14 protein-coding genes and 2 pseudogenes are annotated in these 17007 nt (G+C 71.0%); 6 read left to right on the top strand and 10 right to left on the bottom strand.

The window, feature by feature from the left end; translation table 11 throughout:
- Positions 1–114 precede the first annotated feature (114 nt).
- On the top strand, positions 115–1227 hold the full coding sequence (locus tag OG410_RS04935) for an NAD(P)H-dependent flavin oxidoreductase (RefSeq protein ID WP_329297989.1): 1113 nt from the start codon (positions 115–117) through the stop codon (positions 1225–1227).
- Positions 1224–2774, top strand: coding sequence for an acyl-CoA synthetase (locus OG410_RS04930; protein ID WP_329297988.1), 1551 nt, complete (start codon positions 1224–1226; stop codon positions 2772–2774). Before OG410_RS04935 ends, OG410_RS04930 begins: the two co-directional genes overlap by 4 nt.
- Before the next feature lie 65 nt (positions 2775–2839).
- Here OG410_RS04930 and OG410_RS04925 read toward each other — a convergent pair.
- Positions 2840–3736 (bottom strand): annotated as a pseudogene (locus OG410_RS04925) (penicillin acylase family protein); the annotation flags it as partial.
- A 31-nt stretch (positions 3737–3767) separates the two neighbouring features.
- Between OG410_RS04925 and OG410_RS04920 the strand changes: the two are divergent.
- Positions 3768–5333, top strand: a complete 1566-nt coding sequence (locus OG410_RS04920) for a recombinase family protein (RefSeq protein WP_329297987.1) — start codon at positions 3768–3770, stop codon at positions 5331–5333.
- A gap of 59 nt (positions 5334–5392) precedes the next feature.
- On the opposite strand, the gene OG410_RS04915 is transcribed toward OG410_RS04920, so the two are convergent.
- A complete protein-coding gene (locus OG410_RS04915; RefSeq protein WP_329297986.1) occupies positions 5393–6187 on the bottom strand; it encodes a hypothetical protein in 795 nt (264 codons plus the stop codon).
- A gap of 410 nt (positions 6188–6597) precedes the next feature.
- On the opposite strand from OG410_RS04915, the gene OG410_RS04910 reads away from it, so the two are divergent.
- Together OG410_RS04910 and OG410_RS04905 are read left to right on the top strand one after the other, a co-directional pair.
- Positions 6598–6942 (top strand): hypothetical protein, encoded by a 345-nt coding sequence (locus OG410_RS04910; protein ID WP_329297985.1) that lies wholly within the window; start codon positions 6598–6600, stop codon positions 6940–6942.
- A gap of 12 nt (positions 6943–6954) precedes the next feature.
- Complete coding sequence (locus tag OG410_RS04905) at positions 6955–7149, top strand: hypothetical protein (protein ID WP_329297984.1); 195 nt, start codon at positions 6955–6957, stop codon at positions 7147–7149.
- A gap of 50 nt (positions 7150–7199) precedes the next feature.
- Here the strand turns inward: OG410_RS04905 and OG410_RS04900 are convergent, their stop codons facing one another.
- From OG410_RS04900 to OG410_RS04885, 4 genes and pseudogenes are all read right to left on the bottom strand, one after another.
- Positions 7200–7796 (bottom strand): hypothetical protein, encoded by a 597-nt coding sequence (locus OG410_RS04900; RefSeq protein WP_329297983.1) that lies wholly within the window; start codon positions 7794–7796, stop codon positions 7200–7202.
- 47 nt (positions 7797–7843) lie between these two features.
- The gene (locus OG410_RS04895) at positions 7844–8050 is read right to left on the bottom strand and encodes a hypothetical protein (protein ID WP_329297982.1); all 207 of its coding nucleotides are present in this window, start codon (positions 8048–8050) and stop codon (positions 7844–7846) included.
- Positions 8047–8235 carry a hypothetical protein gene (locus OG410_RS04890; RefSeq protein WP_329297981.1) on the bottom strand — a complete coding sequence of 63 codons (189 nt, stop codon included), beginning with the start codon at positions 8233–8235 and terminating at the stop codon, positions 8047–8049. The genes OG410_RS04895 and OG410_RS04890 overlap by 4 nt, the downstream gene beginning before the upstream one ends.
- Before the next feature lie 47 nt (positions 8236–8282).
- Positions 8283–8945: pseudogene (locus OG410_RS04885) on the bottom strand (penicillin acylase family protein); the annotation flags it as partial.
- Positions 8946–9096: 151 nt separating this feature from the next.
- Here OG410_RS04885 and OG410_RS04880 point away from each other — a divergent pair.
- Entirely contained in the window at positions 9097–10596 is a 1500-nt protein-coding gene (locus tag OG410_RS04880) for an acyl-CoA synthetase (RefSeq protein WP_329297980.1), read from the top strand.
- A gap of 51 nt (positions 10597–10647) precedes the next feature.
- Here OG410_RS04880 and paaK read toward each other — a convergent pair whose 3' ends face one another.
- The 4 genes from paaK to OG410_RS04860 all read right to left on the bottom strand — a co-directional run bounded on the left by paaK (position 10648) and on the right by OG410_RS04860 (position 16990).
- The gene (gene paaK / locus OG410_RS04875) at positions 10648–11955 is read right to left on the bottom strand and encodes a phenylacetate--CoA ligase PaaK (RefSeq protein WP_329297979.1); all 1308 of its coding nucleotides are present in this window, start codon (positions 11953–11955) and stop codon (positions 10648–10650) included.
- A 144-nt stretch (positions 11956–12099) separates the two neighbouring features.
- On the bottom strand, positions 12100–13434 hold the full coding sequence (locus OG410_RS04870) for an enolase C-terminal domain-like protein (RefSeq protein ID WP_329297978.1): 1335 nt from the start codon (positions 13432–13434) through the stop codon (positions 12100–12102).
- Between the two features lie 111 nt (positions 13435–13545).
- Entirely contained in the window at positions 13546–14505 is a 960-nt protein-coding gene (locus OG410_RS04865) for a 5-dehydro-4-deoxyglucarate dehydratase (RefSeq protein WP_329297977.1), read from the bottom strand.
- A 238-nt stretch (positions 14506–14743) separates the two neighbouring features.
- Positions 14744–16990, bottom strand: a complete 2247-nt coding sequence (locus tag OG410_RS04860) for a sulfatase (protein ID WP_443063712.1) — start codon at positions 16988–16990, stop codon at positions 14744–14746.
- Positions 16991–17007 lie beyond the last annotated feature (17 nt).

The raw sequence follows: 17007 nt of genomic DNA, 5'->3' as shown, positions 1-17007 counted from the left end.
TGAAACTTTCCCGTCAGGTGCGGGCGTGTCAACCCTCCCGGGCGACCCTCCAGGATCTGACGGAGTATCAGAAAAGGCCTTCCCTCGTCCGGACGTCTGCGGCATCCTGCGCGCATGCAGACGGAGCTGAGCAAGGAACTGGGAGTCGAGCACGCCATCTTCGGCTTCACGCCGTTTCCCGCCGTCGCCGCGGCCATCAGCCGCGCGGGCGGATTCGGTGTGCTCGGCGCGGTCCGCTACACCGACCCCACGGACCTGGAGCGCGACCTCGACTGGATCGAGGCGAACGTCGACGGCAGGCCCTACGGCCTCGACGTCGTCATGCCCGCCAAGAAGGTCGAGGGCGTCAGCGAGGCCGACGTCGAGGCGATGATCCCAGCGGGCCACCGTCAGTTCGTCGAGGACACCCTCGCCAAGTACGGCGTCCCCGAACTCGCCGAGGGCGAGGCGTCCGGCTGGCGCATCACCGGCTGGATGGAACAGGTCGCCCGCGGCCAGCTCGACGTCGCCTTCGACTACCCGATCAGACTGCTGGCCAACGCGCTGGGCTCGCCGCCCGCGGACGTGATCCGGCGTGCCCACGACCGCGGGGTCCTCGTCGCGGCCCTCGCGGGCAGCGCCCGGCACGCGCGCAAGCACGCCGAGGCCGGCATCGACATCGTCGTCGCCCAGGGCTACGAGGCGGGCGGACACACGGGAGAGATCGCCTCGATGGTGCTCACCCCCGAAGTCGTCGACGCCGTGGGCCCGTTGCCGGTCCTGGCGGCGGGCGGTATCGGCAGCGGACAGCAGGTGGCCGCCGCGCTGAGCCTCGGCGCCCAGGGAGTGTGGCTCGGATCGGTGTGGCTGACCGTGACGGAGGCCGACATGCACTCCCCGGCCGTCACCCGCAAACTGCTCGCGGCCGGTTCCGGCGACACCGTCCGCTCGCGCGCCCTGACCGGCAAGCCCGCCCGCCAGCTGCGCACCGAGTGGACCGACGCCTGGGACGACCCGGACGGGCCCGGCACACTCCCCATGCCGCTCCAGGGCCTCCTCGTCGCCGACGCCGTCTCCCGCATCCAGAAGTACGAGGTGGAGCCGCTGCTCGGCACCCCCGTCGGGCAGATCGTCGGCCGGATGAACAGCGAACGCTCCGTCCAGGAGGTCTTCGACGACCTGACCCGGGGCTTCGAGCACGCCGTGGACCGCATCAACCGCATCGCGGGCAGGGGAGAAGAAGCATGACCACATCACCCAACGGCTTCTGGGCCCAGGCCGCCGCCGACCCCGAGCGCGTCGTCCTCGTCACCCCCACCGGCGAGGAGTGGACCGCCGGGCGGCTGCACGAGGCGGCCAACGGCCTCGTCCACGGACTGCGCGCCGCCGGCCTCGAACGCGGCGACTCCTTCGCCGTCGTCCTGCCCAACGGCGTCGAGTTCCTCGTCGCCTACCTCGCCGCCTCGCAGGCGGGCCTCTACCTCGTCCCCGTCAACCACCACCTCGTCGGACCCGAGATCGCCTGGATCGTCTCCGACTCCGGGGCCAAGGTCCTCATCGCCCACGAACGCTTCGCCGACGCCGCCCGGCACGCCGCCGACGAGGCGAAGCTCGCCCCGGCGCGGCGCTACGCGGTCGGCACCATCGAGGGTTTCCGCCCGTACGCCGAACTCCTCGACGGACAGCCCGGATCCGCGCCCGCCGACCGCACCCTCGGCTGGGTCATGAACTACACCTCGGGCACCACCGGCCGCCCCCGCGGCATCAGGCGCCCGCTGCCCGGCAAGCTCCCCGAGGAGTCGTATCTCGGCGGCTTCCTCGCCATCTTCGGCATCCGGCCGTTCGACGGCAACGTGCACCTCGTCTGCTCGCCGCTCTACCACACCGCGGTCCTCCAGTTCGCGGGCGCGTCCCTGCACATCGGCCACCGACTGGTGCTGATGGACAAGTGGACACCCGAGGAGATGCTGCGGGTCATCGACGTACACCGGTGCACCCACACCCATATGGTGCCGACCCAGTTCCACCGGCTGCTGGCCCTCCCCGACGAGGTCAGGGCCCGCTACGACGTCACCTCCATGCGGCACGCCATCCACGGCGCCGCCCCGTGCCCCGACCATGTGAAACGGGCCATGATCGCGTGGTGGGGGGAGAGCGTCGAGGAGTACTACGCGGCCAGCGAGGGCGGCGGCGCCTTCGCGACCGCCGAGGACTGGCTGAAGAAGCCCGGCACCGTCGGCAAGGCCTGGCCCATCAGCGAACTGGCCGTCTTCGACGACGACGGCAACCGGCTGCCGCCCGGTGAACTCGGCACCGTCTACATGAAGATGAGCACCGGCGGATTCTCGTACCACAAGGACGAGACCAAGACCCGGAAGAACCGCATCGGCGACTTCTTCACCGTCGGGGACCTCGGCCTGCTCGACGAGGACGGCTATCTCTTCCTCCGCGACCGCAAGATCGACATGATCATCTCCGGCGGGGTCAACATCTACCCGGCCGAGATCGAGGCGGCGCTGCTCTCCCACCCCGCCGTCGCCGACGCGGCCGCCTTCGGCATCCCGCACGACGACTGGGGCGAGGAGGTCAAGGCCGTGGTGGAGGCCGCGCCGGGCCACGCACCAGGACCGGCGCTCGCCGCCGACATCCTCGGCCACTGCGAGCGGCAACTCGCCGGGTACAAGCGGCCCAAGAGCGTCGACTTCATCGCCGCCATGCCCCGCGACCCCAACGGAAAGCTGTACAAGCGACGGCTCCGCGATCCCTACTGGGAGGGGCGCACCCGGACGATGTGACGCGGCGGTGCGCGGTGCCCGGAGCGGATCCGGGCACCGCGCACACCGTCGTCCACCGCCCGCGGTCAGCGCCGGTCGCTCACCCGGACCACCCGCAGCCCCGGCGACGACAGGATGTCCTTCTCACAGAACCGGGACGTCACCCACCTCTCGTCCGAGAACAGCCGCGTCTGATCGCTGTAGTGCGGCGAGTTCGGGTTCGAGGACTGGGAGTACGTCAGCAGGGTGCGGGCGACCGGGCAGCGGCCGCCGCCCCAGCCGACGGCCTGGACGTACGAGGACCCCGTGGTGACCTCCGTATAACCGCCGGCCGCCGGATTCCACGGCATCTCCACCTTGTTCCACACCCCGAGAGACTCCGTGCCGCCCGGTACGGGGATGCGCCGGCCACTCCGCACGACGAACTGGCCCGATCCCAGCCGCGCGTCGAGCGCGATTCCCGCCGCCCGCAGCTCCGTCACCGTGTCGGCCAGCGCCGTCGCGAAGCCCGGCGCGGAGGTGTCGAGCGTGTTCGGGGTGAGGACCGGATCGGCCGCCGAGAACGGGACCTTCCAGAGCTGCGCCCCCGGCACCGTGGCCGTCAGCTTCCGCCAGAAACGGTCGAAGAACAGCGCGCCCCGGCTCCCGGTGTCCATCGAACGGTCCCAGGCCCGCAGCACACCGCACGCCTCACTCACGTCGACGGCCCTGCCGTCGGATCCCGTCGCCGTGCCGCCCGGCAGCGTGGCACAGGCGCGCGCCGCGTCGGCCGCGACGAGATCACCCGCGGGCACCCGGTTCGCGAACTGCTGCGCCTGGAGATCGCGTACGGTCAGCCGCCCCCGCGCGGCCATCCGGGCCACGTCCTCGACGGCTCCGCGCGTGCGCATCGACCGCTGGGTGCCGATCGTGCCGAACACCCGCTCGTACCCGGTCAGCGGCCGGTCCGCATTGGCCAGCCAGGCACTGTTGTTGGACTTCTCTAAGTTCATGATCAGGGCGTACTTTTGACGCATGGTCACAACACGGACAGAACAGCCGCTCAGGGCGGTCATCTACACCCGTATCTCCCACGACCCGACCGGCAAGGCCGAAGGGGTCACCAGGCAGGAAGACGCCTGCCGCAAGCTCGCCGCCGAACTCGGCTGGGTCGTCGTCGGGGTCAAGTCCGACGACGACCGCACGGCCATCGGCAAGAGCGGCCAGCGTGCCCGGCGCCCCGCCTACGCGGAACTGCTGGACATGCTGGCCGCAGGCGAGGCGGAAGCGGTCCTCGTCTGGCACACAGACCGGCTGTACCGGCAGGCGCGCGACCTTGAGCCTCTGATCGACATCGTGGACCGCACGTACACGGTGATCCGGCCGGTCAAGCAGGGCGAACTGGACCTCGCCAGCGCGTCCGGCCGCATGGTCGCCCGTATCCTCGCCAGCGTATCCACGCATGAGGTCGAGCACTCCGTTGAACGCATGATCGACAAGAAGCAGAAGAACCGGGCAGCCGGAGTGAACCACGGCGGCCCGCGCGCGTTCGGCTACCGGCCCGTCAAGCGGAAGGCCAAGGGGGAGGACCCCGAGGTCCCGAAGATCGACCAGCGGGAAGCCGAGCTGATCCGCAACGCGGCGACGGCAGTCCTCGCCCATGCCGCCGACCCGGACACCGGCCTGACGCTGGCGGGCATCTGTCGCCAGTGGACGGCCAGCGGGGTCAAGACCCCACGCGGTAACGCCTGGAGCGTCCCCAGCCTGCGCAAGACGCTGCTGTCGCCCCGGATCGCTGGACGCGTCGCGCACCAGGGCGAGGACGTGGGCCTGGCGCAGTGGGACGCGATCCTGGACATGGACGTCTGGCTCGCTCTGCGTAACGTGCTGACCGACCCGGCCCGTCGCACTGGCTCCGGCGACCACGACGGCAAGACGGTCAAGTACCTGGGCTCGGGTCTGTACGACTGCCACTGCGGCGCCGTCATCCGCCCCGGCGGAGCCAAGCGCGGGCAGCCGCAGCTCTACCGCTGCACCGCCGGTAGCCACGTCAGCCGGACCGCTGTCCCCATTGATGACTTCGTGGAGCGGGTAGTCGTCGCCCGGCTGTGCCGCGAGGACGCCAGGACTGCGTTCTCGGCCCCTGCGGTGGAGGTCCCGACCGGGCCGTCCATGGACGACCTGAAGGTCCGTCACGCGGCTCTCTCGGCCCGCCTGGAGGCCCTGGCCGAGACGTTCGCCGACGACGACGAGGCCGACCCCGTGGAGTACCGCACCGCATCCCGGAAGCTCAAGGAGCGGCTCGCCGCTGTCGAGCAGCAGCTCACCGACGCTGCTGCCGCCGCAGCCTCCGCAGCGCAGTCCGGCCCGCTCGATGACGTCGACCTGCCGGAGCTGGTCCGGCGCCACACGGCCGACCCGGCCGACGCGCTGGACTGGTGGCGCGAGAGGTACCCCCTGGAGCGCCGGAGGAAGATCCTCGCCAGCCTCGCCACGGTCACCCTGGTCCGTGCACGGCAGGGCCGCCCGGCCGGGTTCGTGCCCGGCTCCGGCAGCGGCTACTTCGACCCCGAGTCGGTGCGCATCGACTGGGTGAACTGACCCACCACGCACACGACGGAGCCCGGCCAGTGCGGTTCACCGGCCGGGCTCCGTGCTGTCTACCGCGTGAGGCGAGTCAGGAAGCCGTCCACGAACTTCTCAACCTCGGCCCGGCTGCTGACCTCCTCGACGTTCAGGCGGTCGACGTACTTCACTCCTGCGTTCAGGAACAGCCTGTCGCGGCTGCGGTCGCGCCCGGCGTGGCCTTTGTGGTGCGGGCCGTCGATCTCGATCACCCCGGAGTACCCGCGATACGTGATCAGCAGGTCGGGCTCGAAGGTCCAGCCCCTCACCCGCATGCCACCCAGAGGCACGATCCCGATCGTCTCGTCGTCCGGGAGGGATTCCTGCCGTTCCCGGAGTACCCGGTACACGTCCAGCTCCCATTCGTTGGTGAACCGGAGCTGGTCCTCGACCGGGTGACTGGGTTCGAGCTGCACCTTGCGCCCCTGGTTGCTGGGCTTGGGGCCGTCGGCGGTCTTGATCTGCCTGCGCCAGTCCGGGCCGAGGCGGGGGATCGACGGCCGGGCCACAAGCTCATCGACGGACTTGCTCGACCCCCACATGACGTCGCGCATCACCACAGCGATGCCCTCCAGCGCCTTTTCGTCGTACGTCGGGTACAGGCCCGGCTCCACCACAAGCACGATCCGGTAGCCCTCGTGGTCGTACTCGGTGTTCCAGAGCCTGACCTCAGCCGACGACACGTCGGCGATCATCCGCGCCATGTCGGTCTTCCCGAGGTGAAACGCGAGTACAGCGCTTGTCCCGAGCAGCCACTCACTCACCAGGGGGGCGTTCGCCGGGGCGTCGAGGGCCAGGGACATGTCGGGCGACGGCAGCTCATCACTCATGGACCGAATTGTGGCAGCCGCCACCGACAAAGGGAGGGCCCTCGCGCACCGGCTGATTCCTCAACAGGGTGAGCTGGCAGTGGGGTTGAGGTCCTCGCCACACACGACGGGGCCCGGCCGGGCAGCATTCCGGCCGGGCTTCGTGCTGGTCAGCCTTACGCTGTCCGTCCCCGGACCACCCGCCACAGACGCCGGGCCTCGGGGCACATGCCGTGCCTGCACCCGGCACACGACTGCCCGTGTTCCAGCAGCCTGCGGTACGCGGCCGGGTCGTTCCCGGTAGCTCGCCCGCACCCGGGCCCGGATCCGGGATGAGTCCGCCGCCCTCGGGTCGGCCGGATCTGTCACGGTCTGGAGGGGGCCACCCCGGCCGCCGACGGCCTGACTGCCGACCGCTGCGCCCCGAGCTGGTGGCCGAGGCGGAGCGGATCCGGACAGGACAGCCCGGTGGATCCGGATCCGTCAAGGACGCCGTCCGGGCCCTGTTCGAGTCCGGCACCACCGACCCGGCCGACGTCGTACAGGCTCTGCCGGACGCCAACCCCGAGACCGTCCGGCGGCACCTGCGCACGGTCCGCCACCGAGGGGGGCCACGCGTGATCGAGTTCGGCGCCCTCGTCGCCCTCGGAGTGATCCTCCTCGTCGCCAAGCAGCACCGCGTTCCCGTCCTGATCGCGGTCGCCGCCGTGGTGCTGCTGATGGGCGGCCCGTCCGAGTTCGTACAGGCGGCCCTCGCCACCGTCCCGGGAATCTGAGGAGGTCCAGTCATGAGCAAGGTGAAGAGCCCGATCACGCTGGTGCTGATCGGCATCATGGCCTGGGTCATAAGCTGGGGACTCGGCATGAACGCCCCCGGCGCCGCCGAGTTCTTCTGCCCTCGGGCCGAGACCCGGGCCGTCTGGCACGCGGACGACGTGAAGCAGGCGCAGGACCCCCGCGGCGCATCCATCTCGCGGCCGTAGCCCGACCTCACACAGGAGCCCCGCCGGGTACGCCCGGCGGGGCTCCGTCGTCATGAGCGGCCGTGGGTCTTGCGCTCCAACTCGTTCAGTCGGCTCAGGGCCGTCTGAACGTCCAGCAGTGCTTCATGTGCCCTGTCGGTCATGTTCTGGAGCCGTTCAAGATCGCAGTTATCCAGGATGGTCTCCTGGCGACTCCTGCGTACTTCCTCCGACCCGCCGACGAACCGGACACGGGTCCGGACCGGAGGCGCGGACGCGAAGATCGAGTCCCAGGCATCGGCAACCCGGCCGAGAGCCAGTTTGAGTGCGGGGTCCTTCCGCCGCTCGGCGGCGTCGCGGAGCGCGCGGGCGGTCTCGCGCCGGTCTTCGTGTGTGAACCAGTCCGCACGGGTGCTGCCGGAGGTCACTTCCTCAAGGAGCGCCCGCACTCCGACGAGCTGGGTTCGGAGTTCTTCAGCCTCGGGCCCGAGGGCGAGGTGCTGGCGGCGGACCCAGAGGCCCTTCCATGCCGCATTGATGACGACCCAGGCGAACGCGAGCCAGCCGGGCGTGAACTTGGGCCAGTCGTCGTACCAGTGGGATTCGGTGACTGCTTTGGTTGCAGCAGCGATGAGCATGAACGAAGAGTCTGAGCCCCGCAGGTCCATGATCGGAACCGATTTAGGTAATCCAGCTGGCTGCGAGTCCGCCCAGCTCAGGCTGGCCAGAACCGGCCGTCGTCGTCCTTGCGGACCAGGGACCTGTGCACGACCTCGGTCAGGCCGTCCGTGATGAGCAGACGCATCGGTACCCGGTCGGCTGAGGCCATCAGCTCCGCGTGCGTCAGGCCGGGGTGCACAGCGACGAACTTCCGTAGCCGCTGCCGCTGGCCGGGGTTGATGCGGGACGGTGGGAGGCTCAATTGATGCCCGCCCTGACGAGGTTGTCGGCGATCTGCTCCCGGACTTCCTCCAGCAGCTCGGGCATCAGCTCCCCGAGGGCCCGCGTGTCGCTGGGCAGCATCCACTGCTGGATGATCCGCATCGCCTCGACGTACGCAGCGGCCTGCCGCTCCATCCGGGCCAGCGCGGGGAAGCGGGCGTCCATCACGGACGGCCTTGAGGGTGTCAGCGTGATGCCGGTCTGCCGGGCTCACCGGTGTCCGTCGCCGCCGCACCCGCCGGCGTTCCCGTCGTCGGTGGCTGCGCGGCCGTGATGCCGTCGACTCCGCGCCCCTGGCCGCCGAGCACGGCCAGCGCGAACCCGCGCGCGGCGACGTCCGCCTGGGTCACCGGGCGGACCCAGGCGGCTCCCCGGCACGCCGGATCGGTGACGCGGTTCTGCGACAGCCACGCGTTGTAGCCGGCCGCCCAGCCCCGCATGAGGTCCTTGACATCGCGGCTGGGTCCCCGCGGGGCGGGCTCGGCGAGCAGTTTCTCGACCGTGCCGGCCTCGCGCACACCGCGGTAGTAGAGGTCGCTGGAGAGGTTCGTGGACGCCGAGGAGAGCGAACCGTCCGGTGCCGCGGCGGGCCCGAACCAGCGGGACCGCTCGCCGCGCAGGGTCACGAACCCGTCGGCCAGGGTGCACACCTGGTCGGCGGCCTGGGCCCAGCCGGTGCCGAAGCCGAGGTTCGCGTAGTCCTTGGCGACGATGTGCGGAATGCCGTACTCGGTGTAGCGGATCACGGCCGACAGGCCGCCGTGCGAGGGATGTTCCTGTCCGGCGTGCCGCTCGGCCGCGGCCGCGGGCAGCGTGGTCGCGGCGGTCAACAGAGCGACGGCCGTGACGAGTAATCGTCTTCCACGGGTGCGCATCGTGCCTCCCAACATCATTGAGGGAAGGGGCGGTTGAGCCTACCAACGGGTAGTGCGCCGTCGGAGTGTCCGTCCGGCTCCGGCCCGGCTTCCGTCCGGCTCGCGTGCGGTGACTTGACCTCCCCCTCCCGTGGACCGAGGATCACGTGACATGACGCCTGGACACGGCAGTACGGTTGACGGGGTACTGCGGCGCAGTGCCCGGCGCACACCGGCGCGGCGCGCCGTCGACTACCGGGAGCGCTCCTGGACCTACGCGGAACTCGACGAGGCCGTCTCCCGGGCGGCCACCGTCCTGCTCGACGCGGGGTTGTCCCCGGGGGACCGCGTGGGCGCCTACGGCCACAACTCGGACGCCTATCTGATCGGCTTCCTCGCCTGCGCCCGCGCGGGACTCGTCCATGTGCCCGTGAACCAGAACCTGACCGGCGACGACCTCGCCTACATCGTCGGCCAGTCGGGATGCGCCCTGGTCCTGACCGACCCCGACCTCGCCGGCCGGCTCCCGGAGGGCGTACGGACCCTGCCGCTGCGCGACGCCGACGACTCACTCCTCGTACGACTGGAGGCGGCACGCCCGTACGACGGTGACGAGCCCCGCGGCGACACGCTCGTACAGCTCCTCTACACCTCGGGCACCACCGCGCTGCCCAAGGGCGCGATGATGACGCACCGCGCCCTGGTGCACGAGTACCTGAGCGCGATCACCGCCCTCGATCTGAGTGCCGGGGACCTGCCGGTGCACTCGCTGCCGCTCTACCACTCGGCGCAGATGCATGTGTTCCTGCTGCCCTACCTCGCGGTCGGCGCCTCGAACACGATCCTCGACGCGCCGGACGGCGGACAGATCTTCGACCTGATCGAGGCGGGCCGCGCGGACAGCCTGTTCGCCCCGCCCACCGTGTGGATCGGGCTGTCGAACCGTCCCGACTTCGCCGAACGCGACCTGAGCGGCCTGCGCAAGGCGTACTACGGCGCGTCGATCATGCCGGTCCCCGTCCTGGAACGGCTCCGCGAACGGCTGCCGAAGCTGGCCTTCTACAACTGCTTCGGCCAGAGCGAGATCGGTCCCCTCGCCACCGTCCTCGGCCCCGACGAGCACAAGGGCCGGATGGACTCCTGCGGCACTCCGGTGCTGTTCGTGGACGCGCGGGTCGTCGACGAGGACGGCAAGGACGTGCCGGACGGGACACCGGGCGAAGTCGTCTACCGCTCACCGCAGTTGTGCGAGGGCTACTGGGACAAGCCCGAGGAGACGGCCGAGGCGTTCCGCGACGGCTGGTTCCACTCGGGAGACCTCGCCGTGCGCGACGCCCACGGATACTTCACCGTGGTGGACCGGGTGAAGGACGTCATCAACTCCGGTGGTGTCCTGGTCGCTTCACGGCAGGTCGAGGACGCCCTGTACACGCACGAGGGGGTCGCCGAGGTCGCCGTCGTCGGGCTGCCCGACGAGCGCTGGATCGAGGCCGTCACCGCGGTCGTCGTCCCCCGGGGCGAGGTCACCGAGGACGAACTCATCGCCCACGCACGTGAGAAGCTCGCCCACTTCAAGGCGCCCAAGCGGGTCCTGTTCGTGGACGAGCTGCCCCGCAACGCCAGCGGGAAGATCCTCAAGCGGGAACTGCGGGACCGGTTCGGCCCGGCGTAGCGGACAGGGCCGCGGGGGTGTCAGGCGCCCCGCGGCCCTGTCCGCAGCCGGTCAGGCGCGCGGGCGCAGGTCCACGATCCGCTTCAGCTTGCCCACCGACCGTTCCAGGGACTCCGGTTCGACGATCTCCACGGTGACCGAGACGCCGATCCCGTCCTTGATGCCCGCGGTGATCGTCCGCGCCGCCGCCTCGCGCTGCTCGGGTGTGGCGCCGTACCGGGCCTCCGCGCGTACGGTGAGGGCGTCGAGACGGCCCTCGCGGGTCAGCCGGAGCTGGAAGTGCGGGGCGACCGCGGGAGTCCGCAGCACGATCTCCTCGATCTGTGTCGGGAAGAGATTGACCCCGCGCAGGATCACCATGTCGTCGCTGCGCCCGGTGATCTTCTCCATCCGGCGGAAGACCCGCGCCGTACCGGGCAGCAGCCGCGTCAGGTCCCGTGTCCGGTAACGGACCACGGGCATGGCCTCCTTGGTGAGCGAGGTGAAGACCAGTTCGCCCTCCTCGCCGTCCGGCAGCACCTCACCGGTGAGGGGGTCGACGACCTCCGGGTAGAAGTGGTCCTCCCAGATGTGCAGACCGTCCTTGGTCTCCACGCACTCCTGGGCGACGCCGGGGCCGATGACCTCCGAGAGCCCGTAGATGTCCACCGCGTCGATCGCGAACCGCTCCTCGATCTCGCGGCGCATCTCCTCGGTCCACGGCTCGGCCCCGAACACGCCGACCCGCAGTGAGGTGCCGCGCGGGTCCACGCCCTGGCGCTCGAACTCGTCGAGCAGGGTCAGCATGTACGACGGTGTCACCATGATGATCTCGGGCTTCAGGTCCTGGATCAGCTGGACCTGACGTGCCGTCATGCCGCCGGACGCGGGGATCACCGTACAGCCGAGGCGTTCCGCGCCGTAGTGGGCGCCGAGTCCGCCGGTGAACAGGCCGTAGCCGTAGGCGATATGGACCTTGTCGCCCGGTCGGCCGCCCGCCGCGCGGATCGAACGGGCCACCATGTCGGCCCACATGGACAGGTCGTTCTCCGTGTAGCCGACGACCGTGGGCCGCCCGGTCGTCCCGCTCGACGCGTGGATGCGCCGGATGCGGTCCTGCGGCACGGCGAACATCCCGTACGGGTAGTTCTCCCGCAGATCCGCCTTCACCGTGAACGGGAACCGGGTCAGATCGGCGAGCGAGCGGCAGTCGTCGGGGCGCAGCCCGGCCTTGTCGAAGGACTCCCGGTAGAAGGGGACGTTCTCGTAGGCGTGCCGCAGCGACGCGCGCAGCCGCTCCAGCTGGAGCGCCCGCAGTTCCTCCAGGTCCAGCCGCTCGCCCGCGTCGAGCAGGCCCTTCGAGTCCGCCGAGCCCGCCATCGCGCCCTCTCCCTCGCCAACCGTGCCATAGTGGACGACCGATCATTCGGTCGTTCTCTTCCGGACAGTAATTCAGGTGTCCGCCCTTCAGTGCAAGGGGTCGGCGGCGCTTTTTGCGGGAGCGGGTCCGGGGTCGGGCGGCGGTCAGCGCACCAGGGCCGGCCGCTTGGGGGCGAATTCCCACCCGGGAACCAGATGGCGCATGGCGACGGCGTCGTCCCGGGCGCCGAGAGCCTCCTTCAGGTACAGCTCGTGCGCCGCCAGCAGCCGGTCCATGTCCAGCTCGACGCCGAGGCCCGGTGCGTCCGGCACCGCGATCTCGCCGTCGACGATGCGCGGCGGGGCGACCGTGAGCCGCTCCAGGCCCTCCTGCCAGATCCAGTGGGTGTCCAGGGCGTTGTACGGGCCAGGTGCGGCGGCTCCGCAGTGGGTGACCATGGCGAGCGAGATGTCGAAGTGGTTGTTCGAGTGGCAGCCCCAGGTCAGGCCCATCGCGTTGCAGAGCTGGGCCACACGCACCGAGCCCCGCATGGTCCAGAAGTGAGGGTCGGCGAGCGGGATCGAGACCGACTGGAGCGCCAGGGCGTGGGTGAGCTGCCGCCAGTCCGTGGCGATCATGTTGGTCGCCGTCGGCAGCCCGGTCGCCCGGCGGAACTCGGCCAGGATCTCCCGCCCCGAGTAGCCGCCCTCGGCGCCGCAGGGGTCCTCGGCGTAGGCGAGCGTGCCGACCAGGGGCCCGCACAGCTCGATCGCCTCGCGCAGCGACCAGGCGCCATTGGGGTCGAGCGTGACGCGGGCCTCGGGGAAGCGGTCCTTGAGCGCGCGTACGGCCCTGACCTCCTCGGTGCCTTCCAGGACGCCGCCCTTGAGTTTGAAGTCCCGGAACCCGTACAGCGCGTGGGCGGCCTCGGCCTGCCGGACGATCGCGGCGGGCGTCAGCGACTCCTCGTGCCGCAGGCGGTACCAGTCCACGTCCGAGCCGCTCTCGCGTACGTACGGCAGATCCGTGCGGTCCGGGTCGCCGACGAAGAAGAGGTAGCCCAGAACCCGCACCCGGTCGCGTTGCTGTCCGTCACCGAGGAGGGCGGCGACCGGCACGTCGAGGTGCCGGCCGAGCAGGTCGAGAAGGGCCGCCTCGACGGCCGTGACGGCGTGGACGGTCGTGCGCAGGTCGAAGGTCTGGGCGCCCCGGCCGCCCGCGTCCCGGTCGCCGAAGCGGTCCCCGATGTCACGCAGGACACGCTGGAAATCGCCCACCTTCGCCCCGAGGACCAGGGGCCCGGCGTCCCGCAGCGTCCGGGTGATCTTCTCCCCGCCCGGCACCTCGCCGAGCCCGGTCCGCCCCTCGGAGTCCCTGAGGACCACGACATTGCGGGTGAACCAGGGACCGTGGGCGCCCGACAAATTCAGTTCCATGCAGTCCCGTCCGGCGACGGGGTAGACGGAGAACTCGGTGATCGTCGGTTGCTGACTCTTCATCACATTCCTTGTGTACGTGGGTGACCGGGGCCGGGAATCCCAGGATGACGGCGACGGGGCGGGCCAGGGTCCGGCCCGCCCCGAGCCCCGCGGGGCCGTTCCCCGCGTGCCTCAGGTGGGCCGCCGCACCGCTCCGACGAGGGCCAGTCCCGTGTCGAGGATCCGCTCCAGAGCGGCCAGATCGGCCGGGGCGGGATCGGTGAGCGGCGCGCGCACCGGGCCGACGGGCAGACCCCGCAGCCGGGCGGCGGCCTTGACCAGGGACACGGCGTAGCCGGGCACCGTGTCGCGCAGCTCGACGAGCGGGACGTAGAAGTCGCGCAGCAGCTTGTTCGCGGTGGCCTCGTCGCCGGTGCGCAGGGCGGTGAAGAAGGCGCCGGCGATCTCGGGTGCGAACGCGTGGACGGCCGACGAGTAGGCGGGGACGCCGACGGCGGCGTACGCGCGGGCCTGGATCTCGGCGGTGGCGGCCCCGTTGAAGAAGAGGAAGCCGTCGGGCGCGGCGAGCGTGAGGCGCTGGAGCCGGTCCAGGTCGCTGTGCCCGTCCTTGAGTCCGATGACGCCCGGGACCGCCGCGACGGCCCGCAGTCCCTCGGGGGTGAAAGCGACCGGGCCACGCTGGTAGGCGATGAGTGGCAGCCGGGTCCCGGCGGCGATCCGGCGCAGCTGCTCGACCAGGCCGGACTCGGGGGCCTCGACGAGATAGTGCGGCAGTACGAGGAGGGCGTCCGCGCCGGCCTCCTCGGCGATCCGGGCGAACCGCAGCGCCTGTGCCCATCCATAGCCGGTGCCCGCGACCACGGGCATGCGGCCGTCGGCGACCTCGACCGTGGCGGTGACGACGGCGCGGTACTCGTCCTCGTCCAGCGCGCTGAACTCGCCGGTTCCGCAGGCGGGGAACACCGCGCCCGGAGCCGTGGCGAGCCGGCCGGCCAGGTAGGCCCGGTAGGACTCCGGGTCGAGGTCGCCGTCCGCCGTGAAGCTTGTGAGCGGGAAGGACAGGACCCCGCTCGCCATGCCGTCCCGCAACCGCTGGACCACGCCGCCCGGATCCGTGCTGAACCCTGCCATGAGTCTCATCCCTGTATGCAGATGCTGTCTATGTATGAGAACTCAGGTTAGATTCGTGAACCCTCGGGGTCAATGGGGAGGTGCCGCGGATCCGGTGCCGGGCAGGTATGGAGGGTGTCCGCACAACGCGGCGGGCCCGCGGCCGGGGAGGCTGCGGGCCCGCTGTGTTCGGGTCGGACGTTCGGAGCGGGCCGGGGATCTCCGCGGGATCGGGAAGGACCCGGCCGGGTTCGGGGCGTCAGTGCGACGTCGTCGCGGCCCCCGCGCCCGGGTTCGGGCCGTACGCCGTCATGAAGCGGTCGCGGAACTCGTTCATCGCCCATTCCGGCGCGTCGGCCGCGGGCTTGAGGCCGTCCGTCCAGCCCCAGTCGGACACGCGGTCCAGTACCTTCGGGTCGCGGGCGACGATGGTGACGGGCACGTCCATGCTGGTGCTGCCTCCCGTGAGCATCGGGACGGGCTGGTGGTCGCCGAGGAAGACGAGGACCGTGTTGTCGTCGCCGTAGCGCTGGACCCACTGGATCAGGCTGTCCAGGGAGTACTGGATGGCCTTGCGGTACTCGGTCCGCACGCGGTTCGAGCTCTTCCAGACCTCCGTGGGGTTCGTGCCCTCCTTCTTGATCTTGTAGAAGACCTTGCCGTCCCCGAGGTCCTTCCAGTCGATCGTGTGGGCGATGGGGGACCAGGGGTTGTGGCTGGAGGCGAGGATGATCTCGGCCATGATCGGGTCGCGGTTCTTCTTGCCGTGCTCCAGCTTCTGGAAGGACTCCAGGCTGAACTGGTCCGGCACCGGCGTCCAGCTGAAGTACGGGCCCTGGTAGCCGAGGTGCGTCGAGTCGTAGATGTGGTCGAGGCCGAAGTACTTGCCCTCGGGCCAGGCCTTGCGCACGCCGGGGACGATGCCGACCGTGCGCCACGCGCCGGTCTTCTGGAAGTAGCTGGTGAGGGTCGCGCGGTCGCTGGTGGTCAGGGACCGGTACCGCTGCTGGTTCTCGACCCACGTGCCGGACAGGAACGTCGAGTGGGCGAGCCAGCTGCCGGCGCCCTTCACCGGCGACTTGAGCCAGCCGCTGCGCGCCGAGAAGCCCGCCGCCTCGAGCGTCGCGCCGCCCTCCTTGAGCGTCGCGTCGACCTCCGGTCCCATCACCGGATCGTCGATGGCCGCGCGGCCGTAGCTCTCGATGAAGGTGAGCATCACGTCCTTGCCGCGCAGCCCGGTCAGCAGCTGGTCGGACGGGGTGTCGGCGAAGGCGTCGACGGCCATCTGCTTCTCGTAGACATCGGCGTCGCCGAGGCCGTCGCGGACGTACTGCACACGGTTGGAGAGGTACTGGGTGTAGTTCTTGGTGGCGATCATGATGCCGCCGTTCTGTGCGCCCATGGTGAAGCAGACGACCCACACCACGCCGAGGACGAGCGTGGCGCGTACGGCCCCGGTGCGGTGCCCGGCCAGGACGTTCGCGAGCCGCGTCATCGCGAGCACGCTCAGGGCGAGCACGGCGATGACCAGGACGATCACCCCGACCACCGCGAGCACCTCGCCCGAGCGCCCGAACGAGTCCTTCACCCAGTCCGCCCCGTCGCTCAGCAGGACCCAGTCGAAGACCAGGTCGAACGGCCGGGCCAGGGTCTGGCGGAAGCCCATGTCGAGGCACTTCAGGATGCCGGACAGCCCGAGGAGCACCCCGAGGGCGCCGGCCGTGATCCGCCGCGCCTTCGCCGGCAGGACGAGCAGGACGGCCGCGAGGAAGACGGCTTCGACCGGGATACGGAGGAACGCCCGGACGCTCATCCAGTCGAGGCGGTTGGGCACGATGAGGATGGTGACCACCAGCGCACCGGCCAGGACGGTCGTGCCCACCCGCACGGCACGAGCGGCCCGCGGGTAGCGCCGACGCCAGGCGAACCATCCGGGGCGGACGGCGGAGGCGGCGTCCGCGGCGGGCGCGGCTTCGTCCGCGGACGCGGGGCCGACGGGATGCCCGTCGGCGCCTTCGGGGGTGGCTTCGTCGGCTGCCGGCCGCAGGCTGACGGGTTCGGCGTCGGGCGTCCGCGTACTGGTGGGCTGCTCGTCGGCGGGCTGCGAGACGGTGGGTTCCCCGGCGGCAGCGGGCTGCGGACCTGCGGGTTCCGCGTCGCCAGGCTGCTCACCGGTGAGTTCGTCGGAGGCGGGCCGCCGGACGGTGGGCTCGTCGGCGGCCGAGGCCGCGGCGGGGGGCTGGATGGCGGGTTCGTCGTCGGCCGCGGGGTGCGGTCCGGTCGGCTCGCCGTCGGCCGGGTGGGGGACGGTGCGCTCGGCTCCGGTCGCGCCGCGCGCTTCGTCGCCGGTCGCCTCCTCGGCCCGCTCGTCCGTCCCGGAACTCGCGTGCGCCCCGGTCTCGACGTCCGTCCCGGACTCCTCGCGGGTTCCGTCCGTCGCCGTCGCGTCGGGGTCCGGACCCACGTCGGCATCCGGCAGTTGACGAGGAGGCGTGTGGTGCGACACCCGAAGGTCCTTCCGTG

This window comes from Streptomyces sp. NBC_00659 (genome assembly GCF_036226925.1).
GTDB lineage: Bacteria > Actinomycetota > Actinomycetes > Streptomycetales > Streptomycetaceae > Streptomyces.
Note: the sequence above shows the minus strand (reverse complement) of the source record. Positions and strands in the feature narration are given on the sequence as shown.

Excerpts from the sequence above, each read along its gene's own strand:
- OG410_RS04935 (WP_329297989.1), top strand. The coding sequence starts at position 115 with ATGCAGACGGAGCTGAGCAAGGAACTGGGAGTCGAGCACGCCATCTTC.
- OG410_RS04930 (WP_329297988.1), top strand. The coding sequence starts at position 1,224 with ATGACCACATCACCCAACGGCTTCTGGGCCCAGGCCGCCGCCGACCCC.
- OG410_RS04920 (WP_329297987.1), top strand. The coding sequence starts at position 3,768 with ATGGTCACAACACGGACAGAACAGCCGCTCAGGGCGGTCATCTACACC.
- OG410_RS04915 (WP_329297986.1), bottom strand. The coding sequence starts at position 6,187 with ATGAGTGATGAGCTGCCGTCGCCCGACATGTCCCTGGCCCTCGACGCC.
- OG410_RS04905 (WP_329297984.1), top strand. The coding sequence starts at position 6,955 with ATGAGCAAGGTGAAGAGCCCGATCACGCTGGTGCTGATCGGCATCATG.
- OG410_RS04900 (WP_329297983.1), bottom strand. The coding sequence starts at position 7,796 with ATGGACCTGCGGGGCTCAGACTCTTCGTTCATGCTCATCGCTGCTGCA.
- OG410_RS04890 (WP_329297981.1), bottom strand. The coding sequence starts at position 8,235 with ATGGACGCCCGCTTCCCCGCGCTGGCCCGGATGGAGCGGCAGGCCGCT.
- OG410_RS04880 (WP_329297980.1), top strand. The coding sequence starts at position 9,097 with ATGACGCCTGGACACGGCAGTACGGTTGACGGGGTACTGCGGCGCAGT.
- paaK (WP_329297979.1), bottom strand. The coding sequence starts at position 11,955 with ATGGCGGGCTCGGCGGACTCGAAGGGCCTGCTCGACGCGGGCGAGCGG.
- OG410_RS04870 (WP_329297978.1), bottom strand. The coding sequence starts at position 13,434 with ATGAAGAGTCAGCAACCGACGATCACCGAGTTCTCCGTCTACCCCGTC.
- OG410_RS04865 (WP_329297977.1), bottom strand. The coding sequence starts at position 14,505 with ATGGCAGGGTTCAGCACGGATCCGGGCGGCGTGGTCCAGCGGTTGCGG.